The following is a 15,449-nucleotide window of genomic DNA, read 5'->3' as shown; positions in this document are numbered from 1 at the left end:
CGACGGCCAACCACGTCTGCCCCGACAGACGTGTGTCTCTTCTGTCGCAAGGACCCCCGATGACCTGTCTCTTCTGGTTGCTGAGCCGATGAGCACCGTACCCCGCAAGCGCCGCCGTGCGCTCATCGTCGCTGCCGGCCTGCTGTGCTGCGCGCTGACTCTGTTCGCGTGGTTGCGGCCCGCACCACCTCCGCACCCGCAGGTTGCACCGGTCGCTCGCGGCAGCATCGAACAGGTGGTGGAGGCCACTGGCACGCTGAAGCCCTCGCAACTGGTAAGCGTGGGTGCACAGGTCTCCGGACGCATCGATACCCTGCATGTAAAGCTGGGCGACAAAGTGAAAGCCGGCGATCCCATCGCCGACATCGACTCGCGTACTCAACGCAATGCATTGCTCAGCGCGCAGGCCGCACAACGCACCGCGCGTGCCAACCGCGATGCGCTGGCCACCGACCTGCGCCAGTTCGAGCTGACACTGCATCGGCAGCAGCGACTGGCGGCCTCGCAACTGGTGGCCCGCGCCGACTTCGATACAGCCAAGGCCAAGGTCGATGCCACCCGTGAACAGGTCGCTGCGCTGGACGGTGAAGTGGCGCGCCGACAGACCGACGTCGATGTTGCTCAGACCAATCTGGAGTACACCCGCATCACCGCCCCCACCGACGGAACCGTACTGGCCGTGGTCGCGCGCCAGGGGCAGACCGTGAATGCGGTGCAGAGCGCCCCCACCATCGTGATGCTGGGCAACCAGGACGTGATGACGGTGTACGCCGAGATCTCCGAGGCCGACGTCGTACACACGTCTGTTGGCCAGGAAGCATTCTTCACCGTTCTTGGTGATGCCGGCCGCCGCTACAGCAGCACGTTGCGGGATATCGCGCCAGCGCCGGAATCGATCACCAACGAAGACAGCTCCAGCCTTGCTGCACCGGCAGTGTCGGGTGGCAGCCGCACGGCCATGTACTACAACGGCCAGTTCGACGTGGATAACGCCGATGGCCGCCTGCGCAGCTACATGACCGCGCAGGTCCGCATCGTGCTGGGCCGCGCCAACAACGTACTGACCATTCCCTCGGCCGCATTGGGTGCGCGCGCCGCCGATGGCAGTTACAGCGTGCAGGTACGTGGTGCCGACGGCCGCGCCAGCACGCGGCGCGTCACTACCGGGCTGGATGATCAGATCCAGGTGGAAGTACGCACCGGGCTGAAGGAAGGCGAACAGGTCGTGCTGGCGCAGGCCGACGCCGAAGCCACCAGCGCACCCACGCAGTCCAGATGAGCACGACCACGACCGAGCCGCTGCTGCGCGTTCGCGGCGTACGCCGCGAGTTTGCCGCAGGCGAGCAGACATTGGTGGTACTCGACGGCATCGACCTGGATATTCACGCAGGTGAACTGGTGGCCATCGTAGGCCAGTCCGGTTCGGGCAAGTCCACGCTGATGAACATCCTGGGCTGCCTGGATCGCCCTTCCGCCGGTGTCTATCAGATCTGCGGGCGCGAGACCGCGCAGATGTCGCCGGATGAACTGGCCGAACTACGCCGCGAACACTTCGGCTTCATCTTCCAGCGCTACCACCTGCTGACCGATCTGACTGCACTGAGCAATGTGGAAGTGCCTGCGATCTACGCCGGCATGCCTGCCGATGCACGCCATGCGCGTGCGGCCACGCTGTTGTCGCGGCTTGGCCTGGGCGAGCGCATGCAGCATCTTCCTGGTGAGCTGTCGGGTGGCCAGCAGCAACGCGTTTCGATTGCGCGTGCCCTGATGAATGGTGGCGCGGTGATCTTCGCCGACGAACCTACAGGTGCGTTGGACACGCATTCCGGCAAAGAGGTGATGAAGATCCTTGGCGAGCTGCACGCCGAGGTCCATACCGTTGTGCTGGTTACGCATGACATGGCCGTGGCCGAGCATGCGCAGCGCATCATCGAAATCCGCGATGGGCGGATTGTGGATGATCGCGCCACCGGTACTGGTCTGTCAGCGGGCGTGGCGACGCCAGCCGTGACCCAGCCTGTGGGCAACAGCGGCTGGCGGGTCTGGCGGGACCGTTTCGCTGAAGCCTTCCGCATGGCATTGCGCGCGATGAACGCCCACCGCATGCGCACCTTCCTGACCATGCTCGGGATCATCATCGGCATTGCATCGGTCGTAGCGGTGGTGGCACTGGGTACCGGCGCACGGCAGGCCATCCTGTCCAACATCTCCTCGTTGGGTACCAATACCATCGAAATCTATCCCGGATCGGGCTTTGGCGACCTCCATTCCGCGCGGGTGGAAACACTCACTCCCGGCGACAGCGTGGCCCTTGCCCGGCAGCCATTCGTGGACAGCGCTACCCCCGGTGTTGCCACCAGCGGCACTGCACTGCGCGGCAACCGTTCGGCCAGCGTGCAGGTGCAGGGCGTCAGCGAGCAGTATTTCCGCGTGCATGGCCTGAAGCTGGGCGAAGGCGCATTCTTCGGCCCACCGGGTGTGAGCGGCTACCAGCAGGTCGTGGTGATCGACGCCAATACCCGCGCTCGCTTCTTCGCTGCCGCGGACAATCCCATCGGCCAGACCCTGCTGCTGGGCAACGTGCCTGTGCGTATTGTAGCCGTGGTGAAGAAAGATGCCGGTGCTGCCGGCGATGCGTCACTGCTGCGGGTATGGCTGCCTTACACCACCGCCATGGCACGCATGCTGGGGCAGAGCCACGTGTCCAGCATCACCGTACGCGTTTCCGATGCGATCAGCATGGAAGCGGCCGAGCAGGCCATCGGACGATTGCTGACGCGGCGTCATGGCAGCACCGACTTCTACATGAGCAACAACGCGCGGATCCGTGAATCCATCGAACAGACCACCAGCATCCTGACCATGATGATCAGCTCCATCGCAGCCATCGCATTGGTGGTCGGCGGGATCGGCGTAATGAACATCATGCTGGTGTCGGTGACCGAGCGCACCCGCGAGATCGGCGTGCGCATGGCGGTGGGCGCGCGCCGCAGCGACATCCTGCAGCAGTTCCTGATCGAATCGGTGCTGGTCTGCCTGCTCGGTGGTGTACTCGGCATCGGCGTGGCGCTTGCGTTGGGCGCGGCTCTGGAGCTGGCCGATGCGGGCTTCAGCCTGGTGTTCTCCGTCAACTCGATTCTGGCCGCCTTCGCCTGTTCCAGCCTGATCGGCGTTGGCTTCGGATTCCTGCCGGCACAACGTGCCGCACGGCTCGATCCGGTGGAGGCACTGGTCCAATAGCCAATGCATCTAGCTGTATTGACAGCAGGTTCGCGCAATGTCCGCAGTGTGTACTACGGCTACCGAGAATGTCCGCACAGGAGCTGGACGATGTTTCTTAGAACAGGAAAGCCCGCACTGCTGCTGGTAGCTGCCGCGCAGCTACTGGTGTTGATGCCCTACTCCAGCGACGCCCACGCACAGCGTGGCGATCGCTACAGCCCACACTGGAGCCAGGACTACCGTGATCGGGAGCGCGACGCATGGGAGCGGCGCGAACGTGAGCGGAATCGTGAGCGGGAACGCGAGCGCCGGCACGACGCCAAAGCCACCGGCGTGGTAGTGGGCGTGGTGGGTGCAGCGGTGGTGGCCGGCGTGATTGCCGCTGCTGCCAAGCGCGAACGCGAAGTCCGCGAGCGCGCCGACTACTGCATGAACCGCTACGGCAACTACGACCGCCGCAACGATACCTATCGCGGCACCGACGGCTACACCTATCCCTGCCGCTGATTGACCCTCAACAAGGACAAACACCCCATGACCAGAACTGCTCTGTTGATTGCCCTGTACGCTGCCCCATTACTGGCCGAGGCCGCACCGGCCGACCCGAAACAGGCCTACATCGATTCCACGTTCACCGCGATGGATACCAACAAGGATGGACGCGTCGACAAGTCCGAGTACGCAGATTTTCAGCACGGCCGTTTCAACAAGCAGGCCGATTCAATCAACGCCGCATTTACCGCGATGGACAAGAACAAAGATGGAAGGATCAGCAAGGAGGAAGCCGTCGTGGTGCCGGAGATCGCGAAGTACTTTACGGGCCTGGACACCGATGGTGATGGCTATCTGTCACTGAAGGAAATGCAACAAGCCATGGTGGCCGCTCAGACTGCAGACGCGCCAACAAAGTAAATCCAGGGCGGGGCGCTGAAGATGGATGCCCATCCGGACGCGGTGCGGATTGAACACACCCTCTTCCCACGTTAGCCTCCGAGGTGCCCATGGAGGGCTATCAACGGAGTGAAGCATGAAGATTGGATTCAAGCTGTCTGTTGCTATTGCGGCTGCTGCACTGACCCTGGGAATCGGCAGTGCCTCCGCGCAGTCCCGCTGTACCCCGTGCTACACCGCCTACGAGGCTTGTCTGGCGGCGGGCAATGGCGAGAACGTCTGCTACCCGGCGTTTGCCCGTTGCCTGCGGAACAGCGGCTGCACCATCCCGTAAGTCACGCATTGCCGTGATGTGTGCCGCCCCCCCCCTTTTTGGGGGCTGGCACTGGTGCGCGCCACATTCCATGCGCGGCTGACAATCAGCTCAGGGCGAACGCTTGAAACCACGATAGGCTTCACCCCACTCGCGCATGGCCAGCAGCACCGGCACCAGCGTGCGCCCGAACTCGGAAAGCTCGTATTCCACCTTCGGCGGCACTTCCGGGTACACGTGGCGGATCACCACCCCGTCGGCTTCCAGTTCCCGCAGCTGGCTGGTCAGCATGGATTGGGTAGCGTTGGGCACACGCCGCGTGAGCTCCATGAAACGCCGCTTGCCTGTCATCAGGTGGAACAGAATGATCGGCTTCCACACGCCGCCCATGACCGACAGCGTGACTTCCACCGCGCAACCGCTCTTGCCGTCCCAACGCTTGCTACGCATGCATACTCCGGAAAACCATAGTACCTACGGAAAATCATCGTTCTTGTTGCGATAGTGGTGCGAGCCTAGCATGGGTTCATCCATTGAACGTGAGACCGCACCATGAGTTTCAAGGCACTGCTGACCCGCAAGACCAACGACGGCGTTTCCACGGAGCTGGTCGATTTCGATGAAGCCAACCTGATGGATGGCGACGTGCTGGTGCAGGTCGAGTACTCCACGCTGAACTACAAGGACGCGCTGGCCCTCACCGGCGCGCGCCCGGTGATCCGGACGTTCCCGTTGATCCCTGGCATCGACCTGGCTGGCGTGGTGCTGGACTCCAGCAGCGTCGACTTCAAACCCGGCGACCGCGTTGTGCTCAATGGCTGGGATCTCAGCATGGGCCACCACGGCGGCCTCGCCCAGCGCGCCCGTGTTCGCGGCGAATGGCTCAACAGGATTCCCGGCAACCTGAGCACCCGCGACGCCATGGCCATCGGCACCGCCGGCTACACCGCGATGCTGTGCGTGCTGGCACTGGAAGATGCCGGCGTGACGCCCGATAGGGGCGACGTGCTGGTAACGGGGGCCAACGGTGGCGTCGGCTCGATCGCGGTGGCGATCCTTTCAAAGCTGGGCTATCGCGTGGTGGCCGCCACCGGGCGCCCGGAACACGCCGAGTATCTGCACAGCCTGGGCGCCGCCGAGATCATCGACCGCGCGCAGCTTTCAGAACCGCGCGAGCGACCGGTGAGTGCCGAGCGCTGGGCCGGCGTGGTCGATGTGGCAGGCGGCCCTACCCTCGTCAACGCCCTTGCCGAGACGAAGTACCGCGGCGCAGTGGCCGCGTGCGGGCTGGCGCAGAGTGATGAGCTGCATGGCTCGGTGCTGCCCTTCATTCTCCGCAACGTGACGCTTGCCGGCGTGGATTCGGTGAATGCGCCGCAGGCCGTTCGCCAGCGTGCGTGGGACCGGCTTGCCACCGACCTGGACCCGCAGAAGCTCGAAAGCACCGTGCAGCTGATTGGGCTTGCCGAAGTGCTGGACGTCTACGACCAGATCATTCCGGGCAAGGTGCGTGGGCGGATTGTGGTGGATGTGAATGCCTGACGGCAGGCAGTCCCGCGGTGGCACGCTGCCGCCGCGGGGCCGATGCCGTGCTCTGCGTCTATGCAGCGCTATTCTGAAACTTCAATCGGCAGCTTGCATTCGCTGCGGAATTTCCCCGCTTTCCGGTCCAGTTCAGCACGTAGCTTCGGAATCTTCGCCAGCTTGCCGCGCATCGTCGCGATGGGCAGCACGCCCTTGGCGTAACTTTCCGTCACACCCAGAGCGTTAGGCGCACCGCGGATGTGCCACACCAGTTTTTCCAAGCCCGTACCGTAAGCCAGCAGCGTATCCAAAGACAGAAAAGCCCTTCCGCCGAGGTTTCCGTTTCGGAGGCGATTCCAGTCCATACTGCCCGTCAGGCTGGTGGAGTAGACCGAAAACTGCTTGTTCGGATCTTCCGACCGATACAGGTGTATCCAGGTGTGTCCGGGATCCTTCGGCTCCTGGCCGATTTCCTTGGCGTCAAAACGGAAATCCATGACCACTACAACCTCGGCCTCTGGAACAACCTTCTGGCGCGTCGCGTCTTGTGGCCAGTAGTAATTCAGGGTCCAGCTGCTGGCCATGCCAGTGCCGAATGGCGTGCTGTTTGACGTCCATTCGTAGGTGTCGCGCGATGCCGTGGCACCCGTTGCTGCGTCCACCTCTCGGGACACACTCCATGTTCCATCCGCCTCTTCAGTCCAGAAGCCACAGAACAGTGATGGGGTGGGCGATTGCGCCGCCGCAGGCAGTGCTGCCAAAGACAGTACAACAGCCAGAAGGCAGTTGCGGCCAGATGTAGAGAACATTCCTGCAGGCATTGGATTCCTTCCCGGGGCGCCATCCACGCAGTGGTCGCAGCCATCCGCTACGGCATGGCGACAGCCTAACCCACTCCGACCGCACGGCAACAGTCACGCGCCTGATCAAGCCCCCTTATCATGGGGCTGTAAGGGCGCTTTACGCCCAGTGACGTACGCAAGGCAGTATCTTGATGTCTATGGAATGGCGCCCCTCGGGCTGGGGCCAGCGTGTGACCCGCTCGCCGGACTGGCGGCTGCGGCTGGATGGCGAGCATGTCGAGCTTCTGATTGAAGGCCGGCAGTACCGCCAACACGTCGATGATGACCAGCGTGTGCGGGTTCTTCCGGGCCTGTTCTGGGCCAGGGTTGCGCTGCAGAGCGAGGACGGCGAAACGCTGTCCGTGGACGGCCTGCCCAACGGCCAGGCTTCCCGCCTCGCGGGTGCTGTCCAGCAGGTGCTCTTCGCGCGCACCACACGCGGGCGCAAGGCGCTCTTCGAGGACATTCTGGAGCAGATCCAATCGTGGCTGGCCGAGGCCGACGCCCTCACTGACCGGGGCACCGCCGGCCGCCGCTGGATCACCCACGAACAGCAGCATATCCTGCTGGCCGAGCGCCCCACCCTGCCCTTGTCGCCGGCCGAGCTGGAACGGCTGTTCCTCGATGAGGATGTGCACGACGACCTGCACTCCCATAGCCATCGTGCCGCATTGGATGCCCTGCACGACTGGCAGCTGGATTGGCCCGCCGTATGGGGGGACGCCAATGCGACCATGGCGACGCGGGAGCTGGTGCTGGCTAAGGACTTCCTGGACCGGGTCGAGAGCAAGCCGCTGACCGAGGAACAGGCCCGCGCCGTCATCTGCTTCGACAACCGGGTCCAGGTCGTGGCCGCGGCCGGCTCAGGCAAGACCTCCACGATGGTCGCCAAGGCCGCTTATGCCATTGACCGCGGCTTTGTCGAACCCGAACGCATCGTGATGCTCGCCTTCAACAAGGATGCCACCAGAGAGCTTGAAGAGCGCGCACAGCGTTCCTTCAACCGATTAGGCATGGGCGACATCACGATTGAGGTACGGACCTTCCATGCACTCGGCCTGGCCATCATCGCCAAAGCCACGGGGCGCAAGCCCGATATCCCGGAATGGGCCATTGACGCCACGCTGGGCTTCAACAAGCTGGCCGAACTGGTGGACGACCTGAAGGATCGCTCGACCCACTTCCGCACCCAATGGGACATGTTCCGCCTGGTGTTCGGGCGCGACCTGCCACCATTCGGCGCGGAAATGGAGGCCGACGGCTACGACCGCGATGGCATGCCCTACATCCGCACCCTGCAGGGTGAGCGGGTGAAGAGCTTGGAAGAGTGCGTGATCGCCGACTGGCTCTTTTACAACGGCGTGACGTACGACTACGAGCGGCGCTACAAATTCGATACGGCGACCGACACCCATCGCCAGTATCGTCCGGACTTCTATTACCCGGACGCCGGGCTGTATCACGAGCACTTTGCGCTGGATGCCAATGGCCAGCCGCCGACGCACTTCGCCCACTACGCTGAAGGTATGCACTGGAAGCGCCAGCAGCATGCAGCGCGCGGCACCGCGCTGGTCGAGACGACATCGTTCGGCCTGCGCAGTGGACATGCCCTGCAGGATCTTGCGGAGCGACTTGGCGCGTCTGATGTCGAACTCGACCCGAACCCTGACCGCGAGTTGCCCGATCAGGGCGCCAAGCCGATGCCGGATGCAGACCTGATCGGCTTGATGCGCACCTTCATTGCCCACGCCAAGAGCAACTGTCTGACGCTGGACGATATGGCCGCGCGCCTGCGGCAGATGCCCGAAGATCAGTTCAAGGAACGGCATCGACGCTTCCTGGAGATCGCCAGCCCTGTTTTCCAGGCCTGGGACAACGCACTGGCTGACGAGCACGGCATCGATTTCGAAGACATGCTCAACATGGCGGCCGGGCTGCTGGAACAGGGCAGCTACGAATCGCCCTACGAGCTGGTGATGGCCGATGAGTTCCAGGACGCTTCGCGCGCCCGCGCCCGGCTCTGCCGTGCATTGGTCAGCCGCCCCGGCCGCTCTCTGTTTGCGGTGGGCGATGACTGGCAGTCGATCAATCGCTTCGCCGGTGCCGACGTTTCAGTGATGACCGGATTCCGCGAGTGGATGGGCCATGGCCAGGTGCTGAAACTGGAGCAGACGTTCCGCTGCCCTCAGGTGCTGTGTGATGTTTCCAGCCGCTTCATCAGCCGCAACCCCGCGCAGATCGTCAAGCAGGTTCGCTCCGCTGCACCGGCAATGGGCCCGGTGCTGCAGGCGTTCCAGATGAATCGGCGTGAGGAGGTGCAGGATGGCGTTCGCCAGTACCTCACCAAGCTGCATCAGCAATTGTTGTCCGGGGCGGTGCCACAAGGGCGCGATGGACGCGTGACGGTGTTCATCCTGGGGCGCTACCGCGCCGATCGCAGCGCGATGCCTTCGGATTGGAAGACAGCCTTTGGCAGCACGATGGACGTAGAGTTCCTCACGGTCCATCGATCGAAGGGACGCGAGGCGGACTACGTGATTCTGCCGGGCATGATCAACCGCAGCTTCCCGAGCCTGCGCGCCGATGACCCGGTCCTTTCGCTGGCAATGCCGGATGGGGATACCTATCCGCTGAGCGAAGAGCGGCGGTTGTTCTATGTCGCGCTGACGCGTGCGCGACGCTCGGTGGCCATGTTCACCCTACAGGGGAAGCACTCGCCGTTCCTGGATGAGCTGGTGAAGGACGGGGCAGTGGAAGTAACCGCGATTTCAGGCGCGGCCATCAATGAAGAGCGCTGCCCGGTGTGCAAGGTGGGCGTGTTTGTGGACCGCAATGGGCCGCATGGGGCGTTCCGGTCGTGCTCCAGTTACCCGTTGTGCCACAGCAAGCCGAGAGGTGGGCGTCGGGGATGACTGCATCCCGCCCCCTTTCAGCACGCACCCGCCCGCCTGCATCAGAGGGCACTTCTACGCCATGGCGTCTCCGGAAAAGAAAAAGCCCCGGTTGGACCGAGGCTTTCGTCTGGATGGTGGCAAGACTGCGGGCATCGTAAAGGCCCTGCAAATCCCCACGATGTTTTCTTACGGGATAATGCAACCGTTCGCACGCATGCATTGCGTATAGTTTCGGATGCAGATGCTCACGTCTGTGCCTGACGCCTCACACGCCCTGTACTGGACCTCGCAGACGGTACAAGGGCCGGGGGCTTTCGCCGTGGCGCTACTGATTCCAAAGGTCAACGCACAGGCCGCAATAGCAACAGAAAGCTTGAATCCAATCTTCATGCCATAACTCCGTTGATCGCCCTCCTTGGGCATGCGCAGCCTAGTGCGGGTGACTTGTACATTCAAATTGACCGGCAGAAGTCTCTGCGCCTGTGTATCAGAACCGCTTACGGTTCTTGATTTTCCTCTGTCCTATCGGAGTCCCGATCAAAGGAAGGCATCCGTTTGTCCGTTCACTTGCCCTTGTGGGCGGATGGGTGGATGAATGGCAGCCAGGGCCGTAGAAACGAAAAAGCCCCTGTTTCCAGGGGCTCTTTGAAACAACTGGCGGAGAGAGTGGGATTCGAACCCACGGAAGGTTTGACCCTTCGCCGGTTTTCAAGACCGGTGCCTTAAACCGCTCGGCCATCTCTCCAATCGGGTCCCGGTCGCCCGGGCAGCGGCGTATTCTCGCACGTGAAGGGCATTTGCCCAAGACCACCCTTGCTCCCGCCCTTCGCATCCGGCACGGTGGGGCCTTCACTGCAATCGGAGCCCCCATGGCCCACCTCGACCTGGCCAACCTGCGCACTACCCTGCTGGACGACACCCAGCTGGCCGCTGTGGCCCTGCACCGCACCTTCGCCGGGCACCTGCCGGTCAGCAGCGGGCACGTGGTGGTCTGCGATCCGCTGGTGCAGGCCGAGGCGCCGGCGCTGGCCGACTACACCGCCCCGCTGGGGCGGCATCCGGTCGAGATCATCGTGCACAGCGGCCGCCCGGCGCTGGCCGTGGTCTGGTTCAAGCCCCGCGAAGCCCTCACTGCGTCTGCCCTGCACTGGCAGATGGCGCGCTGGACCACGCAGGACCTGACCGGACTGGATGAGGACAGCTTCATCGGCTACCCGGTCGACGCCGGCATCGGCTGCTTCATGGATACCGACACCCAGCAGGCACTGCTGGCCCTGATCGAACGGGCCGATGGCGACGAAGGCGGCGAGTGGTCGGATGCGCTGATCGACCATGATGGCCTGGAAGAAGGCACCGAATACCGCCCCTGGGGCGAGGACTCACCGCATGGCCTGGTCGTATTCACCAGCGGCTGGGGCGACGGCGTTTACCCCAGCTACTGGGCGCTGGATACGTCCGGCATTCCAGTCGCTCTGGTCACCGATTTCCTGTGCATCCAGGGCGGAGACGGGCGCGACGAGCGCGAGATCGCCGACCAGGCCTATCGCGACAGCCTTCCACCCGAAGAGGCTGAAGCGCTGGCACGGCTTGTAGCGGCGGTGGAACGCGATGATGCGAACGCACTGCGCGACCTGCTGAAGGATGCGCCACAGCGCGCCAACCAGATCGAGCCTGGTTGCGGCGGCACCGCCGTGTTCGAGGCGATCCGTCTGGACCGTCCAGAGGCATTGCGGGTACTCCTGCAGGGCGGCGCGTTGCCGGCAATGCCCGAGCGGCTGCACATGAGCAAGGTGACCAGCTACCTGGACTATGCGCGCTTCCTGAAGAAGCCACGCAGCGCGGAGCTGATGGCGGTGCTGGAAGCACCGGTCATGGCCGAGCCCACACCGGCCGCACCGCCCCAGCGCAGCTTCTGGGACCGGTTGTTCGGGCGGAAGTGACCGGGGCCGGAAAGCAGCAACGCCGGGCATGGCCCGGCGCTACCGTTTCACAGATTGGCGGTGCAGTTGCGGGCAGGTGCCTCAGCCCGCATCCACTGCCAACGCGCCCAGCGCACTGGCCTTGATCCGCTCCTTGGCCTTTTCACAGGCGCCACCGCAATCCAGGCGCGAGGCCTCCAGCTGCGGCGGCAGGTGCTCGGCCAGGAAGTCGATGAACACGCGCACTGCCGGCAGCAGGCCGCGACGCGAGGCGAACACGGCATGGCACACGCCCTGCGGCAGCGACCAGTCCGGCAGCACCACTTCCAGTTCGCCGTTACGCACCGCATCGGCGCACACAGTCTCCGGCAGCATGGTGATGCCGAAGCCATCCTTCACCATGCTCTGCAGCAGCGGGAAATCGAAGCCGGCCACGCGTGGCTGCAGGTCGACCCGGCGCACTTCGCCTTCCGGCCCGTGCAGTTCCCAGCGCTGGCGCGCTTCGTCTTCGCTGATGCTGAGGGTGACGTGCTGGGTCAGCTCTTCCGGGTCCTTCGGGCGGCCAGCGCGGTCCAGGTACTTCGGGCTGGCCACCAGCAGTTCCTGCACCTGTCCGAAGCTGCGCATCACCAGGCTGCCGTCGTCGTCCAGGCGCGAACGCACGCGCAGGGCCACGTCATAGCCTTCATTGATGATGTCCACGCGGCGGTTGCTGATGTTCAGCTGCAGGCGCACCTTCGGGTACTGCTCAAGGAACTTGGGCAGCAGCTTGGGCAGCTGCATCTGCGCCAGCGACACCGGCACGCTGGCGCGCACCACGCCGCGCGGTTCCGCACTGAGGCGGTCGACCACTTCGCGGGCGGCCTGCGCCTCGGCCAGCATCGTCTGCGCGTGGCGGTGCACGCTGGTGCCGACGTCGGTCACGGCGAAACGGCGCGTGGAGCGCTGCAGCAGGCGCACGCCCAGGTCGGTCTCCAGCTGGCTGATGCGGCGACTCAGGCGCGACTTGGGGATGCCCAGCGCACGCTCGGCGGCGGCAAATCCGCCGTGGTCGACCACCATCGCGAAGTAGTACAGATCATTCAGGTCATGCATGCCCGAGTTCCATATCTAGAACAATACGTGGCATTCAAACACCTTTATCCCGCCTTTGCAACAACCTATCGTTCTCTCCGTCGGCGGGGCCACCCCGCCCCTCCCTCCCAGAACATAGGTGACTGCCATGAAGCTTCTGCATCTCGACGCCAGCGTGCTTGGCGAGAACTCCGTCTCCCGCCACCTGACCGCCGCCGTGGTGGCCCGCTTCAAGCAGCAGATCGAAGGCCTGCAGATCGATTATCGCGATCTTGACGCCAATCCGGTACCGCATCTTCGCAGCAGCTCGCTGGCCAAGGCGGACGCGGCCGAAGCCGCCGATGCTGAACAGGTGCTCGAGCAGTTCCTTGCTGCGGACATCGTGGTGATCGGCGCGCCGATGTACAACTTCAGCATCCCGTCCACGCTGAAGGCCTGGATCGACCGCGTGGCCGTGGCCGGGCGCACCTTCAAGTACACCGAGAACGGCCCGATCGGCCTGGCCGGCGGCAAGCGCGTGATCGTGGTCAGCAGCCGCGGCGGCATCTACACCGATTCGCCGGCCGACTTCCAGGAACCGTTCCTGCGCCAGACGTTCGCCTTCTGGGGCATCAACGACATCGAGTTCGTACGTGCCGAAGGCATCGCCTACTCGCCGCAGCACCGTGAAGACGCCATCGCTGGCGCGTTGGCGGCCCTGCCGTCGCACGAAGCGGCTGAAGCCGCCGCTGCATAAGCGTTCCAGCGTTCGGTGCCCCTCTCTCCTCGTCTGGGCGCTGAACGCGGGCCGGGATCCCCTCCCCCATCCCGGCCCACCCTGGCGGCCCCGCTTTGCGGGGCCGCTTTTCTGTGTCTGGCCCGAGGGCTCGCCATCCACGCACGGTGTGGATCTACTGCACGTGTGCGTGGATTCGGTGCCATGCGCGGCGCTCACCAGAACGTTAGGCTGGGGCCATGAACTACATCGTGACCACTGCACACCGCAGCGAATTTCCGCACCCGATCACCCTGCGCCGTGGCCAGGCGCTGGTGGTGGGCGAACGCTATGAAGGCCCGGAGGGCTGGGACGACTGGTTCCTGTGCGAAGCCGAAGGGCAGCAGCCCGGTTTCGTGCCGGCGCCCGTGATCGGTCGCACTGCGCAGGGTGAAGCGTTTGCCACAGAGGATTACTGCGCACGGGAGCTGGATGTGGATCCCGGGCAGGTGCTGCGTGGGCAGCGCACGCTCAATGGTTGGGCGTGGTGCGTGCCGGAGACCGGCGAACCGGGATGGGTGCCGCTGGAGAAGCTGCGGGCCATGCGGTAATCGCGGGGTTCATCCACGCATGGCGTGGATCTACTGAGGCATCGGTGAATTCATGCCGGGCGCGTGCAACATCCTCCAGTAGATCCACGCCATGCGTGGATTCGGTGCCATGCATGCATGGTACCCACCCGATCAGAGAATCAGGCGATGGTTTCCAGCCCACCCATGTACGGGCGCAGCGCTTCCGGCACGGTGATGCTGCCGTCGGCGTTCTGGTAGTTCTCCATCACTGCGATCATCGCGCGGCCAACCGCCACGCCCGAGCCGTTCAGCGTGTGCGCCAGTTCCGGCTTGCCGGTGGCCGGGTTGCGCCAGCGCGCCTGCATGCGGCGGGCCTGGAAGTCACCACAGTTCGAGCACGAGGAGATCTCGCGATAGGTTTCCTGCGACGGCAGCCAGACTTCCAAGTCGTAGGTCTTGATGGCCGAGAAGCCCATGTCGCCGGTGCACAGCAGCACCTTGCGGTACGGCAGGCCCAGCTTCTCCAGCACCACTTCGGCGCAGCGCGTCATGCGCTGGTGTTCGGCGTCGCTGTCTTCCGGGCGGCAGATCGAGACCAGCTCGACCTTCTCGAACTGGTGCTGACGGATCATGCCGCGAACGTCGCGGCCACCACTGCCAGCCTCGGCACGGAAGCACATCGAGTGGGCGGTCATGCGCAGCGGCAGGCGCTCGGCCTCGACGATCTCGTCGCGCACGATGTTGGTCAGCGGCACTTCCGAGGTCGGGATCAGGTAACGCGTGGAGTCGCCCACGGCGGTCTTGAACAGGTCGTCCTCGAACTTCGGCAGCTGGCTGGTGCCGCGCAGCGAATCGGCGTTGACCAGCAGCGGCACGTTGGTTTCCTCGTAGCCGTGCTCGCCGGTGTGCAGGTCGACCATGAACTGGGCCAGCGCACGGTGCAGGCGCGCGATCGGGCCGCGCAGCACGGTGAAGCGCGAGCCCGACAACTTGGCCGCGGTCTCGCCGTCCAGCCAGCCGTTGCGGGCGCCCAGTTCGACGTGGTCGAGCACCTTGAAATCGAACTGGCGCGGGGTACCCCAACGTGCCTGCTCGACGTTGTCGTTCTCGTCGGCACCGGCCGGCACGTCATCGGCCGGCAGGTTCGGAATGCCCATCGAGATCGCTTCGATCTTCTCGCGCAGCTCGTCCAGCGCCACTTCCGAGGCCTTCAGCTCGTCGGCGAAGGCAGCGACCTCGGCCATGATGGCCGAAACGTCCTCGCCCTTGGCCTTGGCCTGGCCGATGGCCTTGGAACGGCTGTTGCGCAGGCTCTGCAGCTCCTGGGTCCGCACCTGGATGCGCTTGCGATCGGCCTCCAGGGACTCCAGGGCAGACACGTCGAGCTCGAAGCCGCGGCTGGTGCGCAGGCGTTCGGCGAGGTCGGCGGGCTGGTGGCGGAGCAGGGCTGGATCAAGCATGGCAGGTGTCGTGGTGGGTATCAGGGATGGGATTATCGCTTGTT

14 protein-coding genes and 1 tRNA gene are annotated in these 15,449 nt (G+C 64.3%); 10 read left to right on the top strand and 5 right to left on the bottom strand.

The annotated features are described in order from the left end of the window. The first annotated feature begins 88 nt into the window (after positions 1-88). The 5 genes from G5A07_RS15005 (at position 89) to G5A07_RS14985 (ending at position 4,447) form a co-directional block, all read left to right on the top strand. Positions 89-1,279, top strand: coding sequence for an efflux RND transporter periplasmic adaptor subunit (locus G5A07_RS15005; protein WP_191863524.1), 1,191 nt, complete (start codon positions 89-91; stop codon positions 1,277-1,279). Next, positions 1,276-3,240 (top strand): MacB family efflux pump subunit, encoded by a 1,965-nt coding sequence (locus G5A07_RS15000; RefSeq protein ID WP_191863523.1) that lies wholly within the window; start codon positions 1,276-1,278, stop codon positions 3,238-3,240. Before G5A07_RS15005 ends, G5A07_RS15000 begins: the two co-directional genes overlap by 4 nt. Positions 3,241-3,330: 90 nt before the next feature. Continuing rightward, positions 3,331-3,729, top strand: coding sequence for a hypothetical protein (locus G5A07_RS14995; RefSeq protein ID WP_053443254.1), 399 nt, complete (start codon positions 3,331-3,333; stop codon positions 3,727-3,729). Between the two features lie 27 nt (positions 3,730-3,756). After that, positions 3,757-4,134 carry an EF-hand domain-containing protein gene (locus G5A07_RS14990; protein ID WP_191863522.1) on the top strand — a complete coding sequence of 126 codons (378 nt, stop codon included), beginning with the start codon at positions 3,757-3,759 and terminating at the stop codon, positions 4,132-4,134. 115 nt (positions 4,135-4,249) lie between these two features. Continuing rightward, a complete protein-coding gene (locus G5A07_RS14985; protein WP_010484799.1) occupies positions 4,250-4,447 on the top strand; it encodes a hypothetical protein in 198 nt (65 codons plus the stop codon). A gap of 90 nt (positions 4,448-4,537) precedes the next feature. Here the strand turns inward: G5A07_RS14985 and G5A07_RS14980 are convergent, their stop codons facing one another. Then, positions 4,538-4,876: a winged helix-turn-helix transcriptional regulator gene (locus G5A07_RS14980; RefSeq protein WP_099559578.1), complete on the bottom strand. Its 339-nt coding sequence runs from the start codon at positions 4,874-4,876 to the stop codon at positions 4,538-4,540. A 102-nt stretch (positions 4,877-4,978) separates the two neighbouring features. Between G5A07_RS14980 and G5A07_RS14975 the strand changes: the two genes are divergently transcribed. Next, a complete protein-coding gene (locus tag G5A07_RS14975) occupies positions 4,979-5,968 on the top strand; it encodes an MDR family oxidoreductase (RefSeq protein WP_109813642.1) in 990 nt (329 codons plus the stop codon). A gap of 68 nt (positions 5,969-6,036) precedes the next feature. Here the strand turns inward: G5A07_RS14975 and G5A07_RS14970 are convergent, their stop codons facing one another. Further along, positions 6,037-6,771: a hypothetical protein gene (locus G5A07_RS14970; RefSeq protein WP_228354636.1), complete on the bottom strand. Its 735-nt coding sequence runs from the start codon at positions 6,769-6,771 to the stop codon at positions 6,037-6,039. 179 nt (positions 6,772-6,950) lie between these two features. Here G5A07_RS14970 and G5A07_RS14965 point away from each other — a divergent pair, with 179 nt between their 5' ends. After that, positions 6,951-9,704 (top strand): UvrD-helicase domain-containing protein, encoded by a 2,754-nt coding sequence (locus G5A07_RS14965; RefSeq protein WP_191863533.1) that lies wholly within the window; start codon positions 6,951-6,953, stop codon positions 9,702-9,704. Between the two features lie 637 nt (positions 9,705-10,341). Here G5A07_RS14965 and G5A07_RS14960 read toward each other — a convergent pair. Further along, positions 10,342-10,431: transfer RNA gene (locus tag G5A07_RS14960), tRNA-Ser, on the bottom strand. A gap of 124 nt (positions 10,432-10,555) precedes the next feature. Between G5A07_RS14960 and G5A07_RS14955 the strand changes: the two genes are divergently transcribed. Continuing rightward, the gene (locus tag G5A07_RS14955) at positions 10,556-11,626 is read left to right on the top strand and encodes a DUF4241 domain-containing protein (RefSeq protein WP_191863521.1); all 1,071 of its coding nucleotides are present in this window, start codon (positions 10,556-10,558) and stop codon (positions 11,624-11,626) included. Between the two features lie 81 nt (positions 11,627-11,707). On the opposite strand, the gene G5A07_RS14950 is transcribed toward G5A07_RS14955, so the two are convergent. Further along, positions 11,708-12,700, bottom strand: coding sequence for a LysR family transcriptional regulator (locus G5A07_RS14950; protein ID WP_005410175.1), 993 nt, complete (start codon positions 12,698-12,700; stop codon positions 11,708-11,710). Positions 12,701-12,827: 127 nt separating this feature from the next. Here G5A07_RS14950 and G5A07_RS14945 point away from each other — a divergent pair, with 127 nt between their 5' ends. Continuing rightward, a complete protein-coding gene (locus G5A07_RS14945) occupies positions 12,828-13,415 on the top strand; it encodes an NAD(P)H-dependent oxidoreductase (protein WP_010480565.1) in 588 nt (195 codons plus the stop codon). 218 nt (positions 13,416-13,633) lie between these two features. Next, positions 13,634-13,984, top strand: a complete 351-nt coding sequence (locus G5A07_RS14940) for a ligand-binding protein SH3 (protein WP_191863520.1) — start codon at positions 13,634-13,636, stop codon at positions 13,982-13,984. 140 nt (positions 13,985-14,124) lie between these two features. Here the strand turns inward: G5A07_RS14940 and serS are convergent, their stop codons facing one another. Beyond that, positions 14,125-15,405 (bottom strand): serine--tRNA ligase, encoded by a 1,281-nt coding sequence (gene serS / locus G5A07_RS14935; protein ID WP_010480564.1) that lies wholly within the window; start codon positions 15,403-15,405, stop codon positions 14,125-14,127. Positions 15,406-15,449: the final 44 nt, after the last annotated feature.

The sequence above is a fragment of the Stenotrophomonas sp. AS012628 genome (assembly GCF_010608305.1).
In the GTDB taxonomy this organism is placed as follows: Bacteria; Pseudomonadota; Gammaproteobacteria; order Xanthomonadales; family Xanthomonadaceae; genus Stenotrophomonas; species Stenotrophomonas geniculata.
Note: the sequence above shows the minus strand (reverse complement) of the source record. Positions and strands in the feature narration are given on the sequence as shown.

Excerpts from the sequence above, each read along its gene's own strand:
- G5A07_RS15005 (WP_191863524.1), top strand. The coding sequence starts at position 89 with ATGAGCACCGTACCCCGCAAGCGCCGCCGTGCGCTCATCGTCGCTGCC.
- G5A07_RS15000 (WP_191863523.1), top strand. The coding sequence starts at position 1,276 with ATGAGCACGACCACGACCGAGCCGCTGCTGCGCGTTCGCGGCGTACGC.
- G5A07_RS14995 (WP_053443254.1), top strand. The coding sequence starts at position 3,331 with ATGTTTCTTAGAACAGGAAAGCCCGCACTGCTGCTGGTAGCTGCCGCG.
- G5A07_RS14990 (WP_191863522.1), top strand. The coding sequence starts at position 3,757 with ATGACCAGAACTGCTCTGTTGATTGCCCTGTACGCTGCCCCATTACTG.
- G5A07_RS14985 (WP_010484799.1), top strand. The coding sequence starts at position 4,250 with ATGAAGATTGGATTCAAGCTGTCTGTTGCTATTGCGGCTGCTGCACTG.
- G5A07_RS14980 (WP_099559578.1), bottom strand. The coding sequence starts at position 4,876 with ATGCGTAGCAAGCGTTGGGACGGCAAGAGCGGTTGCGCGGTGGAAGTC.
- G5A07_RS14975 (WP_109813642.1), top strand. The coding sequence starts at position 4,979 with ATGAGTTTCAAGGCACTGCTGACCCGCAAGACCAACGACGGCGTTTCC.
- G5A07_RS14970 (WP_228354636.1), bottom strand. The coding sequence starts at position 6,771 with ATGCCTGCAGGAATGTTCTCTACATCTGGCCGCAACTGCCTTCTGGCT.
- G5A07_RS14965 (WP_191863533.1), top strand. The coding sequence starts at position 6,951 with ATGGAATGGCGCCCCTCGGGCTGGGGCCAGCGTGTGACCCGCTCGCCG.
- G5A07_RS14955 (WP_191863521.1), top strand. The coding sequence starts at position 10,556 with ATGGCCCACCTCGACCTGGCCAACCTGCGCACTACCCTGCTGGACGAC.
- G5A07_RS14950 (WP_005410175.1), bottom strand. The coding sequence starts at position 12,700 with ATGCATGACCTGAATGATCTGTACTACTTCGCGATGGTGGTCGACCAC.
- G5A07_RS14945 (WP_010480565.1), top strand. The coding sequence starts at position 12,828 with ATGAAGCTTCTGCATCTCGACGCCAGCGTGCTTGGCGAGAACTCCGTC.
- G5A07_RS14940 (WP_191863520.1), top strand. The coding sequence starts at position 13,634 with ATGAACTACATCGTGACCACTGCACACCGCAGCGAATTTCCGCACCCG.
- serS (WP_010480564.1), bottom strand. The coding sequence starts at position 15,405 with ATGCTTGATCCAGCCCTGCTCCGCCACCAGCCCGCCGACCTCGCCGAA.